Origin of the sequence: Aliihoeflea sp. (assembly GCF_052435475.1) — a bacterium.
GTDB lineage: Bacteria > Pseudomonadota > Alphaproteobacteria > Rhizobiales > Rhizobiaceae > Aliihoeflea.
The window spans coordinates 97,195-115,901 of record NZ_JBQVMV010000015.1 but is presented as its reverse complement, the minus strand read 5'-3'; the positions used below and the strand labels follow the sequence as shown (position 1 = coordinate 115,901).

The window sequence follows — 18,707 nt, the reverse complement described above, 5'->3', positions numbered from 1 at the left end:
CCACAAGGTCGAGAACCTGTTCGCCAGGCTCAAGGACTGGCGACGCATCGCAACCCGCTACGACCGATGCGCCCACACCTTCTTCTCGGCCATCTGCATCGCAGCCGCCGTCATCTTCTGGCTCTGATCAATGAGTCCTGAGCCTAGACATTGGTGACAGCCGCTATACCCTGTGGTGAGGCTCGCTAATGCGCCAGGACGACCCCTTCGCCATGGCCGGCGACGTCTGGATCTCGGTGGGTGGTGCCGCCGTCGCATTCCATCCCATCGCAACTTATGGTCTTCTCGTTGCCCCATGGGTCGGAATCTTTGCAACGCAACGGTGGGTGTGCGAACGGCGCGCGGCTCGGCAGACCCGCCGAGATTGCCTGCATCGGCGGCCGGTAGCTGAGCTAACCGCGGCCTGTTCATCTGCTCCGTTGAATGTGCAGGATCCTTCAAGCGTCGACAGCGCCGCGTCCGACCCCGCCATGTTGAAGGTAGTCGAGATTGCCGCACCGTCGAACAGCAGCTCTAGTGTCAGCGACGACGCCCTTTGCAGCGCGGCTAGTAGGTCCAGCACCTCCGCACCGGCGATGAAAACGCCACTTGATTGCGGAGTATCGAACCATATTTGCCGGTCCGAGATGGCAGCGTCGATCCGGACGTCCACCGCGCGCTGACTTGTTGCGCTACGCGCTGGAGGCGGCCCAGCAGGTGCTGGCGGAGACGCAAAGCGCCGTCCTGCCGCTGGTCCCATATCTCGATTCCCTGCGCTGGGTGTTCATCGTCGTGGCGCTCGGCGGCATCACGGTCACCATCTATACCCGCCTCGATGACTGGAAGCGGGGGCAGCGATGATCGCAGCGCTTCTCACCGGGATCGCCACGATCCCTTGGATGCGGGCGGCTCTGCGCTACGGCGCCATCGCGCTGGCCGAGCTTCTGTTCCTGCTTTCGCTTGGGAGGTCCGGCGAGCGAGCGGGACGCCTCGCCAAACGCCTTGAGACCACGGAGAAGGCCAATGATATCCAACGTTAGATGCTGGAACGCTGTGATGCGCGACCAAGCGCGGGCCTGTGAATAGCGTAGCGCGGTCAGCAAGGTCGCTCGAGCACCGCGGTGCTGGGTTCATTGCCCCGAAAGGGAAACGGCGCTTCCACTCAGGATCGACGTACGTAGTCGTCGCCGATCTCGATCTGAAGCTCTTCAGATCGCAGCCAGATCGAAAGGCCTTCCGTCGAGGCTTCCACCTGTTCCGGCTTCCGCAGGGCGCACTCCCATACCGTCGCCACACGCCACCCGTCTTCGAGGAGTTTTGTGCGAACGGCGCTGTCTCGAGCGGCGTTCGCATCGAACTTCGCCCGCCAGAACTCCGGCCGGGTTGCCGGGACGGTCGCGTAGCGGCACCCCTCGTGTCGGTGCCAGAAGCAGCCGTGCACGAAGACCACGGCGCGGTGCTTCGGAAGGACAAGGTCCGGTCGACCGTGAACCTTACCGGAATGAAGCCGGAATCGGAAACCGCGCGCGTGCAATGCCCGCCTGAGAGCCAGCTCGGGCTTGGTGTTCTTTCCCCTGATTCCCGACATCATCCGGGAACGGGTCTGCTGGTCCACGATATCGGTCACATCCGCCTGGTCTTCGTCCCTGAACCTGGTATACACCGGCTGAATGAAATTCGTCAGGATCCTGATTTGCCTTCCACTTTCGGCATTGTCGATCTGTTTGCCGGCCCGGGCGGACTTGGCGAGGGGTTCGCTTCCCTCGTCGAGGACGGCCATGCGCCGTTCCGGATCGGCATCTCGGTCGAGAAGGAGGCGTCGGCCCATCGAACCCTGATGCTCCGCGCGTTCCTGCGCGAGTACCGTGCGCGTTATGGCGTCTTGCCGAAAGAGTTTATCGATTTCCATGCGGGCCTGGCATCCGAACCGGACTGGTCAGCCGTCGACGCTGAAGCGTGGCAGCATGCCATCGACGAAGCCCGCGCGCTCGAGCTCGGCACTGGGGGTGCGGCGACCGCCATAGATGGCGCCATCGCGACGCTGAAAGCAAAGTACGACGACACGATTGTGATCGGCGGCCCGCCCTGTCAGGCCTATTCCCTGGTGGGACGCGTTCGCTCCAGAGGCAAGGTCGGTTACGTCCCGGAGGAGGATGCGCGGCACTACCTCTTTCGCGAGTACATCCGGGTCCTCGACAAGCTTCGCCCGGCTGCCTTCGTTATGGAAAACGTGAAGGGCATGCTTTCGTCGACCGTCGAGAGCCGGCTTGTCTTCGAGATGCTGATGGAGGATTTGTCGTCGCTCGGCACGGGTCATGCCCATCACTACGAACTTCGTGCCGTCCGGGTCGAGGATGGCAGGGCGAGCCTGCAGGAGGCGGCACAGCCTTCGGATTTCATCGTGCGCGCCGAGGCGTTCGGAGTCCCGCAGCGTCGCCACAGAGTGATCATCGTCGGTATCCGTTCCGACCTCGCAGACCGGGCCTTCGTTGCGGAGATCGCTGTATCTGGGATGGCGCAAACCGTCCGCGATGTCATCGAAACGATGCCCGTCTTGCGAAGCGGCATCAGCCGCGGGCGCGACGACGCGGCTGCCTGGCGAGGAGAAGTCCTCGACGCCGCGAAGCTGCTGGCCGGCATCTCCAGGGGGAAGGAGAAACGTGCGCTCCGTGAAGCATTCCTGACCGTTTCGGAGCGCGTGAAGGAAAACCCGCCTATCGTTCGGGCTGCGTCACGGTTGCCAGACGGCTACGGCACTTCGAACGATGAGTTGCTGCAGTGGATCGAGCGACCGGAACTTCGCGCGATGGCCCAGCACGAGACGCGCGGGCACATGGCATCGGATCTGGGTCGCTACCTGTTTGCTGCCGTGTTCGGGACCGTCCATGGCTACAGCCCGAAGGCCGCCGATTTTCCTCTGGTGCTCAGCCCCGATCACCGCAACTGGCACAGCGGTGTGTTCAATGACCGCTTCCGGGTTCAGCTGGCGGACGAGGCATCGACGACGGTCACGAGCCACATCTCGAAGGATGGCCACTACTTCATTCACCCCGATCCCATCCAGTGCCGGAGCCTGACGGTTCGCGAAGCTGCTCGTCTGCAGACCTTTCCCGACGATTACCTGTTCCTCGGCAACCGCACGCAGCAGTACGTCCAAGTTGGCAACGCAGTGCCGCCCTACCTTGCCCGTCAGATTGCCAAACTATTGTCAGCCACTATTGGCTGACTGGGGGCCTACACAAATTAACCGATACCTTGCTAAGTCGTAGATATGTCCTGCCCCTAGGCTTCCCTGATTGCGGCGCCTTCCTTTGCTGAAATAGTTAGTACCTCGTCAGCGTTCACAAAATTTATTATTGCAGATGAGTGGGTTGCAACGAATATCTGGCCAAACCTCTGTGAAGCAAAATCCATCATTTGAACCTGCAGGTCTGGGTGAAGATAGATATCCGGCTCGTCAAGGACCAAAACTGCTCCGTCTGAACCACGCATGAACTGAATAACCATTTGCATCCATACCTGGAGACCAAAGCCTGACCAGAAAATCTCCCTCGGAATTCCATTTTCAAAGAATATCATCTCCACAGGTTCCCCATTTCCAATAACTTTGGGGCGATCGAGAGATATATCGGGCCAAGCGGCTGATACATTTTGAGAAAACTCATCGAACTCTCTTCCCGTGCGTCGGATAAGGATATTCCTAAGGTGCCTGTGGGCTGTGCGTGTATTCTCGCTGCTGGAGATGGTCTTATCAGTCAAATAGTACTCGCGCTCTTCAACCGGACCTAAAGTCGGCACCACTACCAACGACAAAGGGAACTGACGTTGAAAGGCGGCAGTCGTTCTGGGTAGTGGCCCCTCGGTAAGCAGGTAGGCTTTGATTGGATAATCTGGGTGGAGGATGATCACAAACTGCGAGCCGTTCCTCAATGAAATTCGAACCGAAGCCGGATTGTCCGAGTAATTCCACGTGATATTCGTCATGGGAATCTTCAATGCTGTGGTTGGCAGTGTGAAGCCAACACAGCTTTTTCCCTCAAATTCAGTTAACTCCGGCACTCGTCTAGATACAAACCGAAGCACATCATGTGTTACCCTTAGTGCGTCAAGGATGCTCGATTTACCCGCATTATTTCTACCAGTAAGAACATTCTTGGTGCCTGCATCAATCTGGAATCCTCGAAACTTCTTGAAGTTCTTCAAATGAATGGACGCGATGTGCCCGTCACTTTTCGTACTGCTTGGGCTCCTACCTTCATTGACTGCCTTCTTCAAAGAGGTGAGGTCAGGTTTGATTTTGCGCCTGCGCTGATCTCGAAGGTCTATTTGTCCATCAATCTCGTACGTTGTAACTGGCGTATGGGAATTTACCCAGTCGATTGACCAGTCAGATTCTTCATGGTCCCAGCTAGTGTAATTGACTTCCGCGAAGCTACCCTTTGAGAAGGAAGTCGATCTTGCTCGATGAAAATCTTCTGCTGTAGGTTCTGACACGAATTCTGATGACGAGAACGCTCGGGAAACGTCAGAAGTATTTTCGACACAACTGATTAAGCGTTGGTGAGCTTTACCAGATTTCTGATCGTCTTGCATTTGCTTTCCTTGTTAAAACCTGGAGGAGGACTTGCGCACACATCACATGATTCGTTCAATGGCTCTTCAACTCGCTTATTCCCTCCATTTGTTGAGGGAAGTCTGCCAATTTGATCCTTTCCCAGGTCTCCCGGCGTTTCGCCACCTCTGATATCTGCTGGCCCGGGGCGATCCTGTTGAACTCGGCGTTTACGACGATGGCCCAGTCCCAGAGCAGGTCCCGCAGGCCAACTGAAATCCCTTGCCGCATCCATATCTGCTCAAGATCGAGCCGATCACCAAGTTGATCGGCAACAACCGATACGACGTAAGTCGCGATGTTGACCCATCCCTGGCGAAACACCTCCTTTGCTTCTTTTGTCTTGATCATGCTTTCGATCGCCTTGAACAGGATGACCTTGGCGATCATCGCCCGGTACCAGCGGGCATCGAGCGGGCTGGGTACGATTGTCGGATCGTCATCGAGAGCAGCCATAAAAGCCGCGAAGTTCTTCTCGCCAGCCATAGCGACCTGGTTCGGTTTGCAGCGCCACGCTTCGTGGTACTTGGCGATGTCGTTCTTGGTCAGCTTGCGTTTCGGCGGGATCATCTCCTTCAGGTTTCGCCTTTTGGCCGGCGTAGTGCCTTCTCTCAGCAGCATGACGTTGTAGGCTCCAGCTGCGCGCTCGTAGAACCATCGCGTTGCACCGTCGGGGCACCACGTGTCGTTCGCGAGTTTCTCAAGCTCTCGATGGAACGGGCGGTTCGCCGACAGGTCGGACATTTTCACCGCGTTCTGACTGTTCGCATACCGTGATACGTTGCTGATCAGTCTCTCGCGCGCTTCGTCCTGCGATCCCTTGAGGATGATGATCTTGGCCGGGACCATGACATGGCTGAGATCGATAGTACGATCATCGCGGGATGAGAAGTAGATGGTCGAGGTTGTCTGGCCGCCGTTCACGATCTGCAGACCCTTCAGGAAGGACAGGCCCAGATTACCGTCGTCGGTCCGCTCGAAGGCCGCTTCGTCGCAGACAAGCACAAGACCATTGTTGAAGGCGAGGAAGTGCTCCGGTTCCTTACGCAGCGTTTCGACGATGCCCTTGTTGACCGCGCGCTTGGTCCCCAGAAAGGTGCGAACATTAGCTTCGAGCAGCGTCGTTCCGTAGCGCAGATAGAGATCCCGAATGAGCTGCCCGGGAATGGCGGTTAGGGCATACTCGTAGTCAGCGTCAGGATCCGGGACATGTACGCAGGGGAGTGCCCGACCGATCGACTGGACGAAACTCACGGCCAGTTCGTCTCGCGGTTTGCCCTCGGTGTGGCGGAACAGCCTCTCCATATCCATGGCCTCGACGGCCACCATTTTCTGGTGAACCTCCTTGTTCGAGAACCGTTTGGTTTTGGTCTTGCCATCGGTTATCACGAACACTCGAAGTCGGTCGATGTCGCCCCAGCGAGAACGAATGGTGGCGACCAGATCCCTGACGGGATGCGTCGGATCGATCCTTGCGTCGAGGTTGCCGCTTGCCGCTCGAAAGAGAAAGCGAACGCCTTCGGTTGCGGTTGCGGTGGCATCCGGGTCGCTGAGATCGTTCAGCTCTTCTGTCCCGAAATAGTGGGTCACGAAGAGGTCGAGAGCCGTTTCATCGGAGCTGAGCGCATAGCCCGTAATGCGGAGCCTTGCGTTTCCGACCTTGCCGCTCCAGTGGCAAACGGTAGGTGCCTCGCAGATCCCGGCTTCCGCAACGTGCTCCATGACCATTTCCGCAAAAACGAGCTCATCCGAAGGAAATGGGCCTTCGCCAGCCTCCACACGCTCGGCGATGATGGTCTGCAGGTCGGAACGAAAGTTGCGGTGAAATTCTTCGAGGCTCATATCAATCCAGTCCAAATTCGTTGATCAGCTCCGAAAGTCCGATCGAGGGAACTTCGAGCGCGTCGAGGTCGAGCACATAGGCAGCTGAACGGATGGCAGCTGGAAGCGCCGCGCGCGTAAGGCGCGGCATGTCACCTTCCGCGCCGAACGCCCTTGCGTCCTTCAATGTTAATGTGCGCCCGTAGAGCGCTGCATGCTCGTCGAGGTACCCCATCACCATGAGCAGCGCTTCGAACCCGCGTTGCACTCCGGCCATTCCGAACCTCTCTCGGAGTTCAGTCACAAGACCGATGAGCGAGATCCCATCGATATTCTCCTCGAAGCGAAAGGCGCACAGGAAGTTGGGCGCCCGGTCACCATCCAGCTGTTCGATGCTGTTGATCCGCGCGAGGAAGCTGCCGGTCCGGATCGTGCTCTTCACCTCTATCGCGCCTCCCCGAACGCGGAAGTCCTGTGCAGCCCGTAACGGTCCCTGCCAGCAGTCGAGAGCACCGGCTCCGAGGGAGGTTTCCGTGAGCAGCCTGAGCATCCAGAGTTCGCCGAGCAGGCCGGTCTGCGCCTCGGACGAAAGAGGGCGGTGTGATCGGGCCATGAAAGCCTGCCACTCCCTGACACGCTCGAGGAACGCCTCCATAACGTCGCGGCCCGCGCCGTTGGCTGCAGTCTCCAGCGCTCTCAAGACATCCACGACCATGATGGCGAAGATGTCGGGTGAGCCCTCTGGCCGCCTGACGAGAGCAATCGCCGTCTTACCAGCGAATTCGGTCGGCGCCTCGATGCAGGAGACGTCAAAGCCCTTGCCTTCAGGAAGCCTTGCCGGGTTCACCGGCCAAGATCCCGGAAAGGAGACGATCAGCGCCTCCCGCCCGAGTGGAAACTGACAACCCGCCTCAACCGAGACCACGCCCATATCGGTGAGATGTACAAACCGCCAGTCTTCCGCCGCTTCCTGTCGCGCAAGCGATCGCCAGGCACGAGCAATCCCCTCTTCAGTCCACCCAGTCATTGAGGCCCCCCCACAATACGCTGTTGGCAATGTACCTCGAGTTGGAGACCCGTCTCTCGGAAGTGCTTGACGGAAAGCTGATTGCCCAGGCCACGACGGGATCGGCATCCTTCAGTTCATCGACACCCGCGCCCTCGGGATCGAGCAGATAGAGCATGAGAAGACCGCGTTCCCGACGAGCCGGAAGGCCCGCTTCGGCGACGCCTTCTCCGAGTACGTGACGGATCTGTGGGCCTCTCGGTTCGGACGGCGGCTCCTTGCCTTCGTTTCGATCGGTGTCGTTGCGCCAGGTCTTCTGGCTGAGTTCGAGCGCTGCCTTCCATTCCGCCTCGGTCAGATCGATGGCCTGATCGCGAGGCGAGATCAGGGTCTTGATCGAATATCGATCGGTATGTTCGGTGGTGCGCTTGCGCTGGAGCATGTTGACCGAGCAACCGCCTACTTTGCGGTGCTTATCGTCCGGACCACTGTCCTTCCCTATCAGCGCGACGGTCCAGCTCGTGAGCTCGCGATCCTTATTCATTTCCTCGATAAAGTCCGCAATCAGCGGACTCATTATCCGGAAGCTGGCGGGATGGGTCCTGTAATCCCGGAGGAACGAGATTACGCTCAGAGCTGGCACGTTGCGCCACAGGTGACCGTTCCTCTTTTGACCATCCGGCACAAAGTGCTGATGGTTCAGGTCCTTCGATAGGCCAAGTGCACCGATGAACCGATCCGTAGCCTTGAAGTTCGCCGTGATGTCGTCCTTGCGATTGGGAAACACGATGGTCTGCAGAAGATCGCCCGAATATGTCAGCTGCATAGCGCGAGCGTTCCTCATCTTGGCCCGCGAAGTCACGGTCAGAACGGAGTGCGATTTTACGCGCAGGCCAAACTGTTTGGGCGTGGCGCCGGCTGCGACCATGTTGTCGAACTCCTGACGCAATTCTTCGGCGGCATCGGCGATATGGCCGAACCACTCCACCATTTCCTGCGACGTGTAGAGGCGACAGACATCGAGGTAGCCGTCGCGGTAGCCGAACCAGCGCCCCATCTGCATGAGTGTGTCGTACATGCGTGCGGTTCGAAGGAAGTAGCTCGTGCAGAGACCTTCGAGCGTCAGACCGCGCGCCAGCTTGTCGCCGCCGATGGCAATCACCTTGAGGCCAGTGCCATCATTCTCGGCATAGTCGAGTGCGTCCTTCGCCGTCCCGTTGATCTCGCGCACGCGAATGTCGGACAGGACGTCAGGGAGGACGGCACGAATGTCCGCCCACGAGAAGTCCTCCCGCGTTTCTCCTTCGACGAGCGCAAAGCGGATTCTCTTCATGCCTTGCAGGAAGGTTTTTTCATATTCCTTGCGCATCGACGCCTCGAGGCCCGCAAGCTCGATACCGCGGGTGTAGCGGCCCTTCAGATCCCGCACGTACTCTGCGACTTGGTTGACGACAGCGTTCTGTACGGAGGTGAAGCGGGTAACGTGGATGAGCATCGAGGAATGTTTGCTGCCCTGTCCGCGCAGCTTCCGCACCGCACAGGCATAGATGAAGGAACGAATCGCTTCTGCGAGCGAGTCCGGCACACGATCCTCTCCCTGCCATCGCGGCCGATAGCCGTTCTTGTGTCGTGGCGGCATCCACGGCTGAAACTCGCCGTCCGACAATGGACGCACCAGGGGCAGGTCTTCGGGCGTGCTGGAAGCCGATCCGAAGACGCGACCCGGCCCAACATAGTTCGATGGTGCCGCAAGGCTTGTGATGAAGGCTGCCGGAAAGAGGTCCGGTCCGTGTTCCTGTGTCTCCCCGCGGTCATGAATGAAGATGTTCGCAAAGGGCGTTGCCGTATAACCGACATAGGCCTTCCGCGAGTAATGGTGGAGGATCGACCGGATCAACCTGTTGATGGTCTTGGGCTCATGTTCGAGATCGGGGTTGCCAAACTCGTCTACGACATCTTCACCGGTGTCGACCGATCCGTGGTCGGACTCGTCGTCGATCACCAGCAGCGGCAGGTTGGTGACGAGTTTGCGACCGGTTTCGGGGTCGACGTGATTGGCCACACGGTTGCGGATCCAGTGCAGCAGGCGCTCCAGCACAGTCTTGTTCTTCTTTACGACGAACAACCACGGTCGCTGTTCCGGGCTGATGTTCATCTTCGCGGCAACGGCCGTGTTGAAGTCGCCCTTGTCGCTCCGGTTCGTTGCAGCATTGGGACGGACCGACATGTCCTTGTCGATCAGTCCGACCCCCACTGCTGGGAGCTCGTCAGCATCCGCGATGGTGGCAAAACCGAGAAACCCCTCGTCCAGGCGGATCTGGGTCTGTGCTCTCAGGTTGTTGTGCAGTCCGGCGAGCACGATGATGATCTTGTAGCCTGCGTCCGCGGCCTTGCAGATCAGTCCGGTATAATTGCCAGTCTTCCCCGACTGAACGTGGCCCACAACCAGTCCGCGACGATCCCAGGCACCTTCTCGGGTCGGGTCCTCGAGCTGTGAAAGGACTTCGTCAGTGGCGACGTCGAGGGCGTCGAGCGCCGTCCACGGGATGCGCGCTTCCATGTACTCTGAGTAGCGCTGCCAATAGGTCCAGCCCTTCTTCCTTTCTGCATCAAGCCAGGCGACATGGTCTTCGCCGCTCGAGAGGGTGGCGTTCTGGCCCACGGTTCGGCTTGATCGGCGGATCAGTTCGTCAACGAGCGCGTCCCGATCAACAAGAGCGAAGTCGTCCTCCATCATGATCGACAGCTTCGTCAGCTCCTTATCGATCATTTCCGGCGTGACAGGGCGCTGAGCGCGTTCCGCGGCAAGGCGGAGCATGTTCTGAGCCATGGAAAGGATTGAATCGAAGGCCTTCTGATTTGAAATCGTCATTGCGTGTCTTTCGCTTCAAGGGCTGCAACCAGATCAAGGTGCCGGTCGAATGGGGGCGTACGACCAAGCCGCTCGCGCGCCTCGGTCGGGCTGAGCCCGCGGAACTTCACCAACGCTTCAAACAGCGAGGACAGAGTCTCCATGACTTCGTAGTCTGCCGCTCCGGTGAAACCAGTTCTCGGCGTCTCCTTGTCTTCCGCTGTATCCAGCCAGATGCGCTGCACGGGAACTGTCTCCTCGATCAGCCTCAGAAGAGCGAGGATATCGGGCTTGAGTGAACCGGCGCGATCGAGGATCGAGGCGACAAGATCATGGTCACGAGCGATCCGGTAAGACGTCCCTTGTGCCGACCGCCGCACTTGCCAGGCTTCGGCGACTGCGTTCGAGCGCGCGCCTGCGACCGGGGTGACGTGTCCCCGGTGTGCGAAGACTCGCCGCGCCGTGTCGCGTGTTTCTGTTGCCAGACGGTGAAGCTGGGGTCGCAGGCGCACCGGGGGGCTGGCCGTCGATTTCAGGACATTGATCTTCCAATCGGCATCCGCGCTGTTCGGTATGTCAAGCCTGATACGGGCGAGCCTGTGGGCTTCATCACGCGGCCATGGCTTGCCGCCGTCGCCGAGGCCAAGCCACCCCCCTGCGAGAAGGAGACGCCTGTTGCGGTACACGTAAAAGCCCTCTTGCTGTGTCCATCCTCCAAGCCCCGCCGCGACTTCCTGTTCGGCAGGCTTGAGCATATCGCGATGCGGAAGGACGTGGCATTGCACAGTCACACCGGTGGTGTGGAGTATCCGATACTCGGGGCTTTCGAGCGCCTTGCCGGGATGACCGGTGAGGTACGGATCCCAAGGCTTCAATCCTCTGCCATTGAGAGCCAGCCGAAGCTTGGGCAGTTGGCCATCGAGAAGTCGATGGAAGGTCATCGCAAGATGCGCTTCCACGCGATCCGCGAGCTCGATCATGTCGGCGGCCGTGAAGCCATCGGTCACGATACGGTCCAGTTTCTCCCACAGTACGACGGTGCCGTGGGCCATCTGATCCAGCGGCTCAAGCAGATGCTCTGATCCCGGCGCCGGCCCCTCGAAGAGCGGCCATTCGGCCCCAGGTTCCTGACCGATGAGATCGAGGTCCCAGCGCAAGCAGACGACCGCTCCACCATTCTTCCGACTGGCGACGGTAAGGCGACGAGCCTGAGAGAAGCTGGCCGTCTTCAAGCCGAGCCCGAAGCGCCCGAGGTCGGTGGCGGCGCGTTCAGCCCTCGGATCGCGAGCGCCAAGGCGCATGCCGGCCTCCAGAGCCGCGTCATCCATGCCGTCGCCGTCATCGACGATTCTTACGCAACTCTCTGGACCGGCCCACTCAAGATGAACGGCGACGTCGCGCGCATTTGCGGCGATGGAATTGTCGACCAGATCGGCAAGTGCGGTGGGAGGCGCGTAGCCGAGTCCACGAAGGGACTCAAGCATCGACCCGGCATGAGGAGGAGCATTCCTTACACCCATCCCGTCACATCCCCAGCAATTCCTGGAGCCGGCGCTTGCGGCCCGGGTGGGAAAGACGATCGAGGCCCCTTGCTTCTATCTGACGAATGCGCTCGCGCGTCACGCCGTAGATCTGGCCGATTTCCTCGAGGGTCATGTCGGAATCGCGCCCGATACCAAAGCGCATCCGGATCACATCAGCCTCACGTTCCGGCAGATCAGCCAGTGCGTCTGTCACGATCCTTTCGGTTTCTGCTTGGTCGAAGACATCCACTTCTGAAGGGTTGGTCAGCAGGTTGTCCCAGTCGTCAAGGCTTGCGGGATACTCGGCTTCACGCGGGATGCTGCGGAACTGTCTGACCTCGTTAATTGTCCATTCCAGCTCTTCGCCGAGTTCGAAATCGGAGACGGCGCCCCCGACCCGAACGTCCAGCCTCTCTAGGGCGCGATCAAGCTTGGTAATCTTCTCGCTCCGATGCACGGGGATGCGAATCGCCGCGCCTTCATCAGCGCGCCATCGCGTGACGGCCTGCCGCATCCAGTAAGTGGCGTAGATGAGGAAGCGATAACCACGTTCGGGATCGAATCGCTTTGTGGAACGCTGCAGACCCATGAACGCCACTTGGAAGACGTCCTCTGGATCCTCGCCTTTCTCCACATTCCGCGAAGCAAACCGCCGGACGTAAGGCAGATGCTCGCGGATTAGGTGCTCGGTAGCAGATTCGGAAATCAGTATTTCGGCCTCCAGCTGACTGGCCTCGGCTTGGCGCGCTGGGAACTGTTCCAGTCTGCGAACCAACTCCTTGTGGAATGCCAGAGAGAGATCCAGTGCCTCGAGCGCAGCAAGCGCCACTCTTCGTCGTTTGCCATCCATCACCCGGCCAGTAGTGTGCCACGACCACAGCGCGTCCGCGGCGGCCATTACTTCGGAGGTCTCCGCATGGCCCGGGCGTGAAGGAATGATGGTTCTCAGAGAGACCGAGGCGGGGTCTCGCGAACCGTCGCGGATGCTGTCCATAACGTCGAGGATCGTTTCGACCGCGGTCTCGGAAGCCAGGATGCCCAGCTGGAGTGCCTGCTTGGCCCGCATCATGGGCTCCAGCAATTGCAGCTCTTCTGATTTCACCATGAGAAAGCGTTGTGTACCGGGCAGCCGCGTCCGACGTGAAAGTGCTGCCTCGATCGCGTCAGCGAGGTCGTCGGACGAAGTATCCAAAACGGCGTCCCAGCGATCGGCATCGTGCCCTGTCACCTGATCGAGGTCGAAGCCCGCTGCTTCCAGGTTGCGTTGGAGATTGATGCGCAGTTCCTCGAGATCACCATTCCCTCCGGAATCGGCGACAAGGCGGTCGATATCGTCGAGGGAGCAATGTCCCTTGGCCAGAATCTCCTCTGCCCAGCTAAAGCAGAGGTCCGGGTCGATCGACATCCGCGTGCCGGTCTGAACGATTGCTCGTTTGACCGATTGTCGGCCGCGGTTGCGGACCTGCAGGAAGTCACTCTCTGAACCGTAATCGGCCGCCACCCCAGCACTGGAGCCAATGCCTTCTCCGGCAATCGGCGCAGATGAAAGGTCGAGATCCCAATCCCCGTCCTCGTCATCCGAAACCACGGGTGACGAACCGACGAACGCTACGAATATCCCCGATGCCGTATCGCCCGCATACTGATCGAAGAAGTCCTCTGGTTCTGCCTCAGCCTCGAAAGTCAGCAGGTCATCCAAATCGTCGGTCCTGTCGGCTGACTCCGTCTCCTGCATCACAGCGAAATGGTGCTCCGGAACTGCATCGGGCCTGGTAACGACAGTCTCGACCACAAGCGAAATCTCGCGCTCGCCAACCGTCACCGTTTCCGTCTCCTGAGACCCCTCAACAAGCGAAGACAGAAGCTGCGCGGCAAGACCGTGACCTTCGGCAAATGCCACACCCGCAGGTGTCTGTCGGTCGTGGTTCAGTGCGCCGGGGTCGACACCCGACCGAATGAAGAGATCGCAAACGGCCAAGTTGCCCATGCGCGCGGCAAGGTGGAGCGGTGTATCTCCCTTCGGGTCGGTCGCGTGAAGGCGAGAAGATGCCGCAAATTGGGCAAGCCTCTCGAGTTTGCCTTCGGCGATCAGCCGGATCTCGAAGGGCCCAAGAAAATGGCTTTCAGGTTCGCTCGTCGCCTGGTCGCGATTTCCAAATATGCGGGACAGTTTATCCATGATCTTCATGAATAACCTCCCTGTTGAGAAGTACGATCTGCTGGTCTTCTGGCTTCCTCGCGCCAAGATCAGTATCGAGCCCGAGACGCCTCAGAACGTAATACAACAGTGCACGTCGGACCTTGATCTTCGCCTTGCCGCCACTCATCTCGTAGTCGAGCGCGATGATCTTAGCTTGAGTTTCCGACAGTTCGGGGTGGGGCCCGACCTCCAGGGTAACTTCGGTATTCCAGTCGCGGTCGTCCTCCGCAGGCACTTCGCTGTCCCGGGACCCGCGAATCTCCAGTATCCGCGAGAGCAGGAAGTCCTTGAACGCCTCGTCCGTCAGGCAGAACGCACGTGTGTGCCAGCGGAACCCGTCGAACCCGATAGCGTGCGGAGCGATCCAACGCCAACGCGGCTCCGGACTGGACAGGGACTGGTACTTCACCTCGATCGATTCGGAACGTCGTATGGCGCCCACCACCGATTGGAGGGTCACCGGATTGACGCCGCGCACAGGCGTCGGCGTGGAGGCAAAGGGCGTCAGTTCGGCGATCCATGAGTCCTCGCGGTCGAGGATACCGTCCGCTACCGACTGAAGCTGCGCGAGGTAGCGGCTTGCGTCCGGTTCGAGGAATCGGGGCTTGAATGCGGGGCCACAGACGTAGGTCCTCGCGCTCTTGTCGTAGACCATGTTGTCGGGTGCGAAGCCGATGTAGCGTTTCAGGTCAGTGGACGCTTGGTTCACCGATACCCCGAACTGGTCCATCAGGTCGCTGCGGTTCACATGTCCTTCCCAGAATAGGCGGAACTCAATGAACTCGAGACGCTGCTCGACTCCCCAGCGAAGTTCGGATCGCTCGTCGTCCACCGCGGCTCCCCAGCCCTTATGCGCATGGAAACTATGCGCGCCCATTTTCTGGGTTGTCGTGAGGCTAGCCAGGGGATTGTGATCTGGCAATGGAAATGCTTCTCATTCAGCAACAATCCCAAACGACGCGAGCAGCCGCTACAAGGCCGAGGCCTAAGTGCTTCGCCCGCAAAGGATTTCGCAGCATCCAGTTCGGTTTGAGGAACGACCGCGCCCAACCGGGAATCGACCTACGGCAGCATCCGGCCCAGAACCGCCTCGACGGATAAGTAGCTGTAGAGGCGACAATTTTGCAACCCTCAGAAGTACAGCGTCGCGCTGAAACAATCTCCCGCAGCGCCGGCTTAGTTGTCATCGCCGTGAGAAACCTAGAGAAGGTTGGATATCAGGCCCACTCCCTCCGCCAAGTTCGCCCGCGGGATGCAGCGGTCGATCGAACCCATCAGTCGTAGAACAGGCAGATGCGCTTGCCGTCCCGTTCAAGGACTTTGATCCTCATGTCGTAGATTTCCTGCAGCACATCTTGCCGGATCAATTCGTCTGACGTGCCCTGCCGGCAAATTCGGCCATTCCGCAATGCGACGATGTGATCGGAGTACCAGGATGCGAAATTGATGTCGTGGAGAACCACCACGACGGTCTTGCCCAGATCGCGGCAGGCTTCGCGCCAGAGGCGCATCATGGCGGCGGCGTTTTTCATGTCGAGGTTGTTCAAGGGTTCGTCGAGGAGGACGTAGTCGGTATCCTGCGCCAGGACCATGGCGACGAAGGCGCTGGCGCTGGCCGCCGGAGAGCTCGTCCAAGAAGCGGTCGGAGAGATCGGCGAGGGCGAGGTAGTCGAGCGCACTTGCGACCTTGGCGGCTTCCTTTTCGTTCGGCCGGCCCCTGGAATGGGGATAGCGGCCGAAGGCGACGAGATCGCGTACGGTCAGGCGGGCGGTCATGTGGTTGTCCTGCCGCAGGATGGCGAGGCGGCGGGCGAGTTGGTCGCTCGGCGTCGTCACGACATCGAGCCCGTCGACCGTCACGTGCCCGGCGTCCATGCGGCGATCAACAGCGGCGAGATCTTCCCGCCCTTCGTGAACAAGCAGAAGGAAGTGGGCGTCAAGTACGACTTCGGGACGTTTGCACTGGCGACCTCGCTGTTCGAGATCAGGTAGCAGAATGCCTTCACCGATCCGGCAACGGGGGCGTTTTCGGCCGGTGGCCTGCAGGTCAACCGCGGGCTGGAGATCAGCGTGTTCGGCGAACCCGTCGACGGGCTCCGCGTTCTCGGCGGCATCACCTTCCTCGACGCCGAACTCGCGCGCACCTCGGGGGCAGCTTCGACGGCAATGCGGTGCCGGGCGTGCCCCGGACGGCGCTCAGCCTTTATGGCGAATACGATCTGCCGTGGATCACGCCGGGCTGACGCTGACCGGCAGGGCCGTCTATGACGGCAGCACCTATTTCGATCAGGCCAACACCCAGAAGGTGGACGACTGGACGCGCTTCGACATCGGCATGCGCTACGCGCTGGAAGGACCGCACGGAAAGCCGGTCGCGCTTACGGATGCTCGCCTTCGGAACTATCGGAAAACTTGGCCGCGCTCACCGAGAAAATTATCGACGGGTATCCTTTGCGTTCGCTCGCAGTCGCGGGTGGAGATACGTCGAGCGTCGTATCGCGCCGGCTGGGATTGGAAAGCCTCATATTCGAAGGCCGGTTAGACGCTGGAGTCTGTGTCTGCCGAACGCATTCTGCAGACCCGTCACGCGATGGCTTGAGGCTTTTGTTGAAGGGCGGCCAAGTTGGTGGGCGAAGAATCTTCGACACGTTCGCAGCGATGATTTAGCCACTCCATTCAGAAGCTGGCAAACCCTAGGCCCGCTTGATTGCGAACGCGGTCAAGGAACCTGTTGACGCACGTGGCGCTATTTCCGCAGAGACTGCAAATCCTTCCAGAACATCTTTCAGTCGCGCGATCTCGCCTTTCGTACTGCTAATTGCATCTGGCAGGTCTTGGGCTGAAAAGACTGCAAACCAAAGCTGACGGCCAAAGCTTCAGCGATGAATGACCCAGACTGCGTACATTGTTCAGATTTTTGGCGCGGCGTTTCCGCCTCGCCCGAAGCACGCATTTCATCAGCATCGTTGACATGCCCGAATTATTTGTACAAACGTACAAGGGTCTTGGTCAATGGGAGGAAGAGATGGCGGGCGATGTGCGTCAGAACCTGATCGATTGCGCAGCACGACTGTTTTCTCGCAACGGCTACAGCGCCGTCTCCATGCGCGAGATCGCCAAGGCGGCGAATGCCAATGTGGGAAGTCTCACCTATCATTTCGGCACCAAGGCCAATCTCCTGCGGGAAATCTATGAGAGCCGCACCGCGCCGATGAACGCGCGACGGTTGGAGTTGCTGGGCGAGGCGCGGCGTATCCATGATCGCAGCGATCGGCTGCACGCGATCCTGCGCGCCTATGTGGTGCCAGCCTTCTCATCGTCGACCGGTTCGGATGGCGGCGGTGCCGAGTTTACCCGGATGCGGGCGATCCTGTCGGCAGAGGGCAACGAGGATGCCCGATCGATCATCGCCCAGGCGTTCGACACCACGAGCCGTGCCTTCATCGAGGCGATCGGCGAGTGCGTGCCGGGCGCGCCTCTCGAAGGGCTGATCTGGCGCAGCCAGTTCCTGCTGGGCTCACTCTACTACGCGCTCATCAACCCGGAACGGATCAGCCGTCTATCGGATGGGCGGGTCGATGGTCACGACCACCAGCGCGCGATCGATGAAATCGTGGAGGCGGCGCATACCTCCTTCCTCGCTCTGGCGCCAGCGCAGAATGCGCGCACCGACGCAGTCTGACGGCACACTTCACCCAATCGGTTCAACACAGGGAGGACTACAATGAAACTCTTGAAGACAATTGCCGCCATGGGCGTGGCACTCAGCCTCGTCGGGCCGTCGGTTGCGGCGGACCGCGTTTCCATCGGCACCGGCGGTACGGGCGGCCTGTTCTACGTCATCGGCGCCGGCATGGCCGAGCTTCTCAATCAGAACATGCCGGACACCACCGCCCGCGCCGAGGTCACGGGCGCATCGGTCGAGAACATCCGTCGCGTGGCGGCCGGCCAGATGACGTTCGGCTTTTCCTCGTCCTCGACGCTTTACGAGGCAACGGTCGCCGAAGGCCCGTTCGAAGCAGCGCTGGACGTCGCCGCGATGGCCTATCTCTACCCCGCAGTCCTGCAGATCGCGACGATCGAGAGCACGGGCATCCAGTCCATGTCCGACCTTGCCGGCAAGCGCATCAATCTCGGACCTCCCGGCTCGAACTCGGCCGTTCTCGTCCAGCGCCTGATGGAAGCCTATGGGGTGTTCGAGCCCGGCAATGCGCAGTTCCTGTCCTATACCGAGGGCGCGACAGCACTCATGAACGGCACGATCGAGGCGACGGTCGTTCTGGCCGGCGCGCCGACGGCAGCGCTCATCGATCTTGGCGCGCAGCGCGACATGCGCCTTATCTCGGTGGACGAGGAAACCGTTGCGCCGCTCCTGGAGCAGTTCCCCTTCTACCAGCTCTACGAGATCGAAGCCGGCACCTATACGGGCCAGGACGAGACCGTGCTTGCGATCAACGATCCGGCCACGATCTTCACCAGCACGACGGCGAATGAAGAGACGGTCTACCAGATCACCAAGGCGATCTTCGACAATCTGGAGGAGCTTGGCCAGGTGCATCCGCAGGCCGCCGCGATCGCGCTCGAGACCGCGACCAACGCCCCGATCGATCTGCATCCGGGCGCCCGGCGCTATTTCGACGAAGCCGGCCAGTAACCGGCTGGGGCGCCCGAAACCCGGGCGCCCTTTTCCCAACTGCAATTGAAGCGTGCGCGCC

General features: G+C 60.0%; 16 protein-coding genes and 1 pseudogene. 8 read left to right on the top strand and 9 right to left on the bottom strand.

The features are described from left to right. The 3 genes from ACT6QU_RS15990 to ACT6QU_RS15980 form a co-directional block, all read left to right on the top strand. Positions 1-127: transposase (locus ACT6QU_RS15990; RefSeq protein ID WP_444836984.1), on the top strand; the 127-nt coding region annotated here is incomplete at its 5' end. Between the two features lie 539 nt (positions 128-666). Then, complete coding sequence (locus ACT6QU_RS15985; protein ID WP_444836694.1) at positions 667-840, top strand: hypothetical protein; 174 nt, start codon at positions 667-669, stop codon at positions 838-840. Continuing rightward, positions 837-1,019: a hypothetical protein gene (locus ACT6QU_RS15980; RefSeq protein ID WP_444836695.1), complete on the top strand. Its 183-nt coding sequence runs from the start codon at positions 837-839 to the stop codon at positions 1,017-1,019. The genes ACT6QU_RS15985 and ACT6QU_RS15980 overlap by 4 nt, the downstream gene beginning before the upstream one ends. A 122-nt stretch (positions 1,020-1,141) precedes the next feature. Here ACT6QU_RS15980 and ACT6QU_RS15975 read toward each other — a convergent pair whose 3' ends face one another. Beyond that, entirely contained in the window at positions 1,142-1,567 is a 426-nt protein-coding gene (locus tag ACT6QU_RS15975; protein WP_444836983.1) for a very short patch repair endonuclease, read from the bottom strand. Between ACT6QU_RS15975 and ACT6QU_RS15970 the strand changes: the two genes are divergently transcribed. Next, positions 1,481-3,205, top strand: a complete 1,725-nt coding sequence (locus ACT6QU_RS15970) for a DNA cytosine methyltransferase (RefSeq protein WP_444836697.1) — start codon at positions 1,481-1,483, stop codon at positions 3,203-3,205. The two genes, ACT6QU_RS15975 and ACT6QU_RS15970, sit on opposite strands and share 87 nt — an antisense overlap. Positions 3,206-3,261: 56 nt before the next feature. On the opposite strand, the gene ACT6QU_RS15965 is transcribed toward ACT6QU_RS15970, so the two are convergent. The 8 genes and pseudogenes from ACT6QU_RS15965 to ACT6QU_RS15930 all read right to left on the bottom strand — a co-directional run. Further along, a complete protein-coding gene (locus ACT6QU_RS15965; protein WP_444836698.1) occupies positions 3,262-4,572 on the bottom strand; it encodes an ATP-dependent nuclease in 1,311 nt (436 codons plus the stop codon). Positions 4,573-4,627: 55 nt separating this feature from the next. After that, positions 4,628-6,433 (bottom strand): AIPR family protein, encoded by a 1,806-nt coding sequence (locus ACT6QU_RS15960; RefSeq protein ID WP_444564149.1) that lies wholly within the window; start codon positions 6,431-6,433, stop codon positions 4,628-4,630. 1 nt (position 6,434) lies between these two features. Further along, the gene (locus ACT6QU_RS15955) at positions 6,435-7,439 is read right to left on the bottom strand and encodes a PD-(D/E)XK motif protein (protein ID WP_444564150.1); all 1,005 of its coding nucleotides are present in this window, start codon (positions 7,437-7,439) and stop codon (positions 6,435-6,437) included. Continuing rightward, the gene (locus ACT6QU_RS15950) at positions 7,423-10,290 is read right to left on the bottom strand and encodes a Z1 domain-containing protein (protein ID WP_444564151.1); all 2,868 of its coding nucleotides are present in this window, start codon (positions 10,288-10,290) and stop codon (positions 7,423-7,425) included. Before ACT6QU_RS15950 ends, ACT6QU_RS15955 begins: the two co-directional genes overlap by 17 nt. Next, positions 10,287-11,753, bottom strand: coding sequence for an ATP-binding protein (locus ACT6QU_RS15945; RefSeq protein WP_444564152.1), 1,467 nt, complete (start codon positions 11,751-11,753; stop codon positions 10,287-10,289). Before ACT6QU_RS15945 ends, ACT6QU_RS15950 begins: the two co-directional genes overlap by 4 nt. Before the next feature lie 40 nt (positions 11,754-11,793). Continuing rightward, positions 11,794-13,980: a sigma-70 family RNA polymerase sigma factor gene (locus tag ACT6QU_RS15940; protein ID WP_444564153.1), complete on the bottom strand. Its 2,187-nt coding sequence runs from the start codon at positions 13,978-13,980 to the stop codon at positions 11,794-11,796. Beyond that, a complete protein-coding gene (locus ACT6QU_RS15935) occupies positions 13,964-14,824 on the bottom strand; it encodes a WYL domain-containing protein (protein WP_444564154.1) in 861 nt (286 codons plus the stop codon). Before ACT6QU_RS15935 ends, ACT6QU_RS15940 begins: the two co-directional genes overlap by 17 nt. Positions 14,825-15,266: 442 nt before the next feature. Continuing rightward, positions 15,267-15,867, bottom strand: a pseudogene (locus tag ACT6QU_RS15930) (iron ABC transporter ATP-binding protein); the annotation flags it as partial. Here ACT6QU_RS15930 and ACT6QU_RS15925 point away from each other — a divergent pair. The 4 genes from ACT6QU_RS15925 to ACT6QU_RS15910 all read left to right on the top strand — a co-directional run bounded on the left by ACT6QU_RS15925 (position 15,853) and on the right by ACT6QU_RS15910 (position 18,646). After that, positions 15,853-15,984, top strand: a complete 132-nt coding sequence (locus tag ACT6QU_RS15925; protein ID WP_444564155.1) for a hypothetical protein — start codon at positions 15,853-15,855, stop codon at positions 15,982-15,984. The pseudogene ACT6QU_RS15930 and the gene ACT6QU_RS15925 sit on opposite strands and share 15 nt — an antisense overlap. 420 nt (positions 15,985-16,404) lie before the next feature. Continuing rightward, a complete protein-coding gene (locus ACT6QU_RS15920; RefSeq protein ID WP_444564156.1) occupies positions 16,405-16,659 on the top strand; it encodes a nucleotide-binding domain containing protein in 255 nt (84 codons plus the stop codon). Positions 16,660-17,017: 358 nt separating this feature from the next. Beyond that, positions 17,018-17,674, top strand: a complete 657-nt coding sequence (locus ACT6QU_RS15915; protein ID WP_444564157.1) for a TetR/AcrR family transcriptional regulator — start codon at positions 17,018-17,020, stop codon at positions 17,672-17,674. Positions 17,675-17,716: 42 nt separating this feature from the next. Then, positions 17,717-18,646 carry a TAXI family TRAP transporter solute-binding subunit gene (locus ACT6QU_RS15910; RefSeq protein WP_444564158.1) on the top strand — a complete coding sequence of 310 codons (930 nt, stop codon included), beginning with the start codon at positions 17,717-17,719 and terminating at the stop codon, positions 18,644-18,646. The last annotated feature ends 61 nt before the right edge of the window (positions 18,647-18,707 follow it).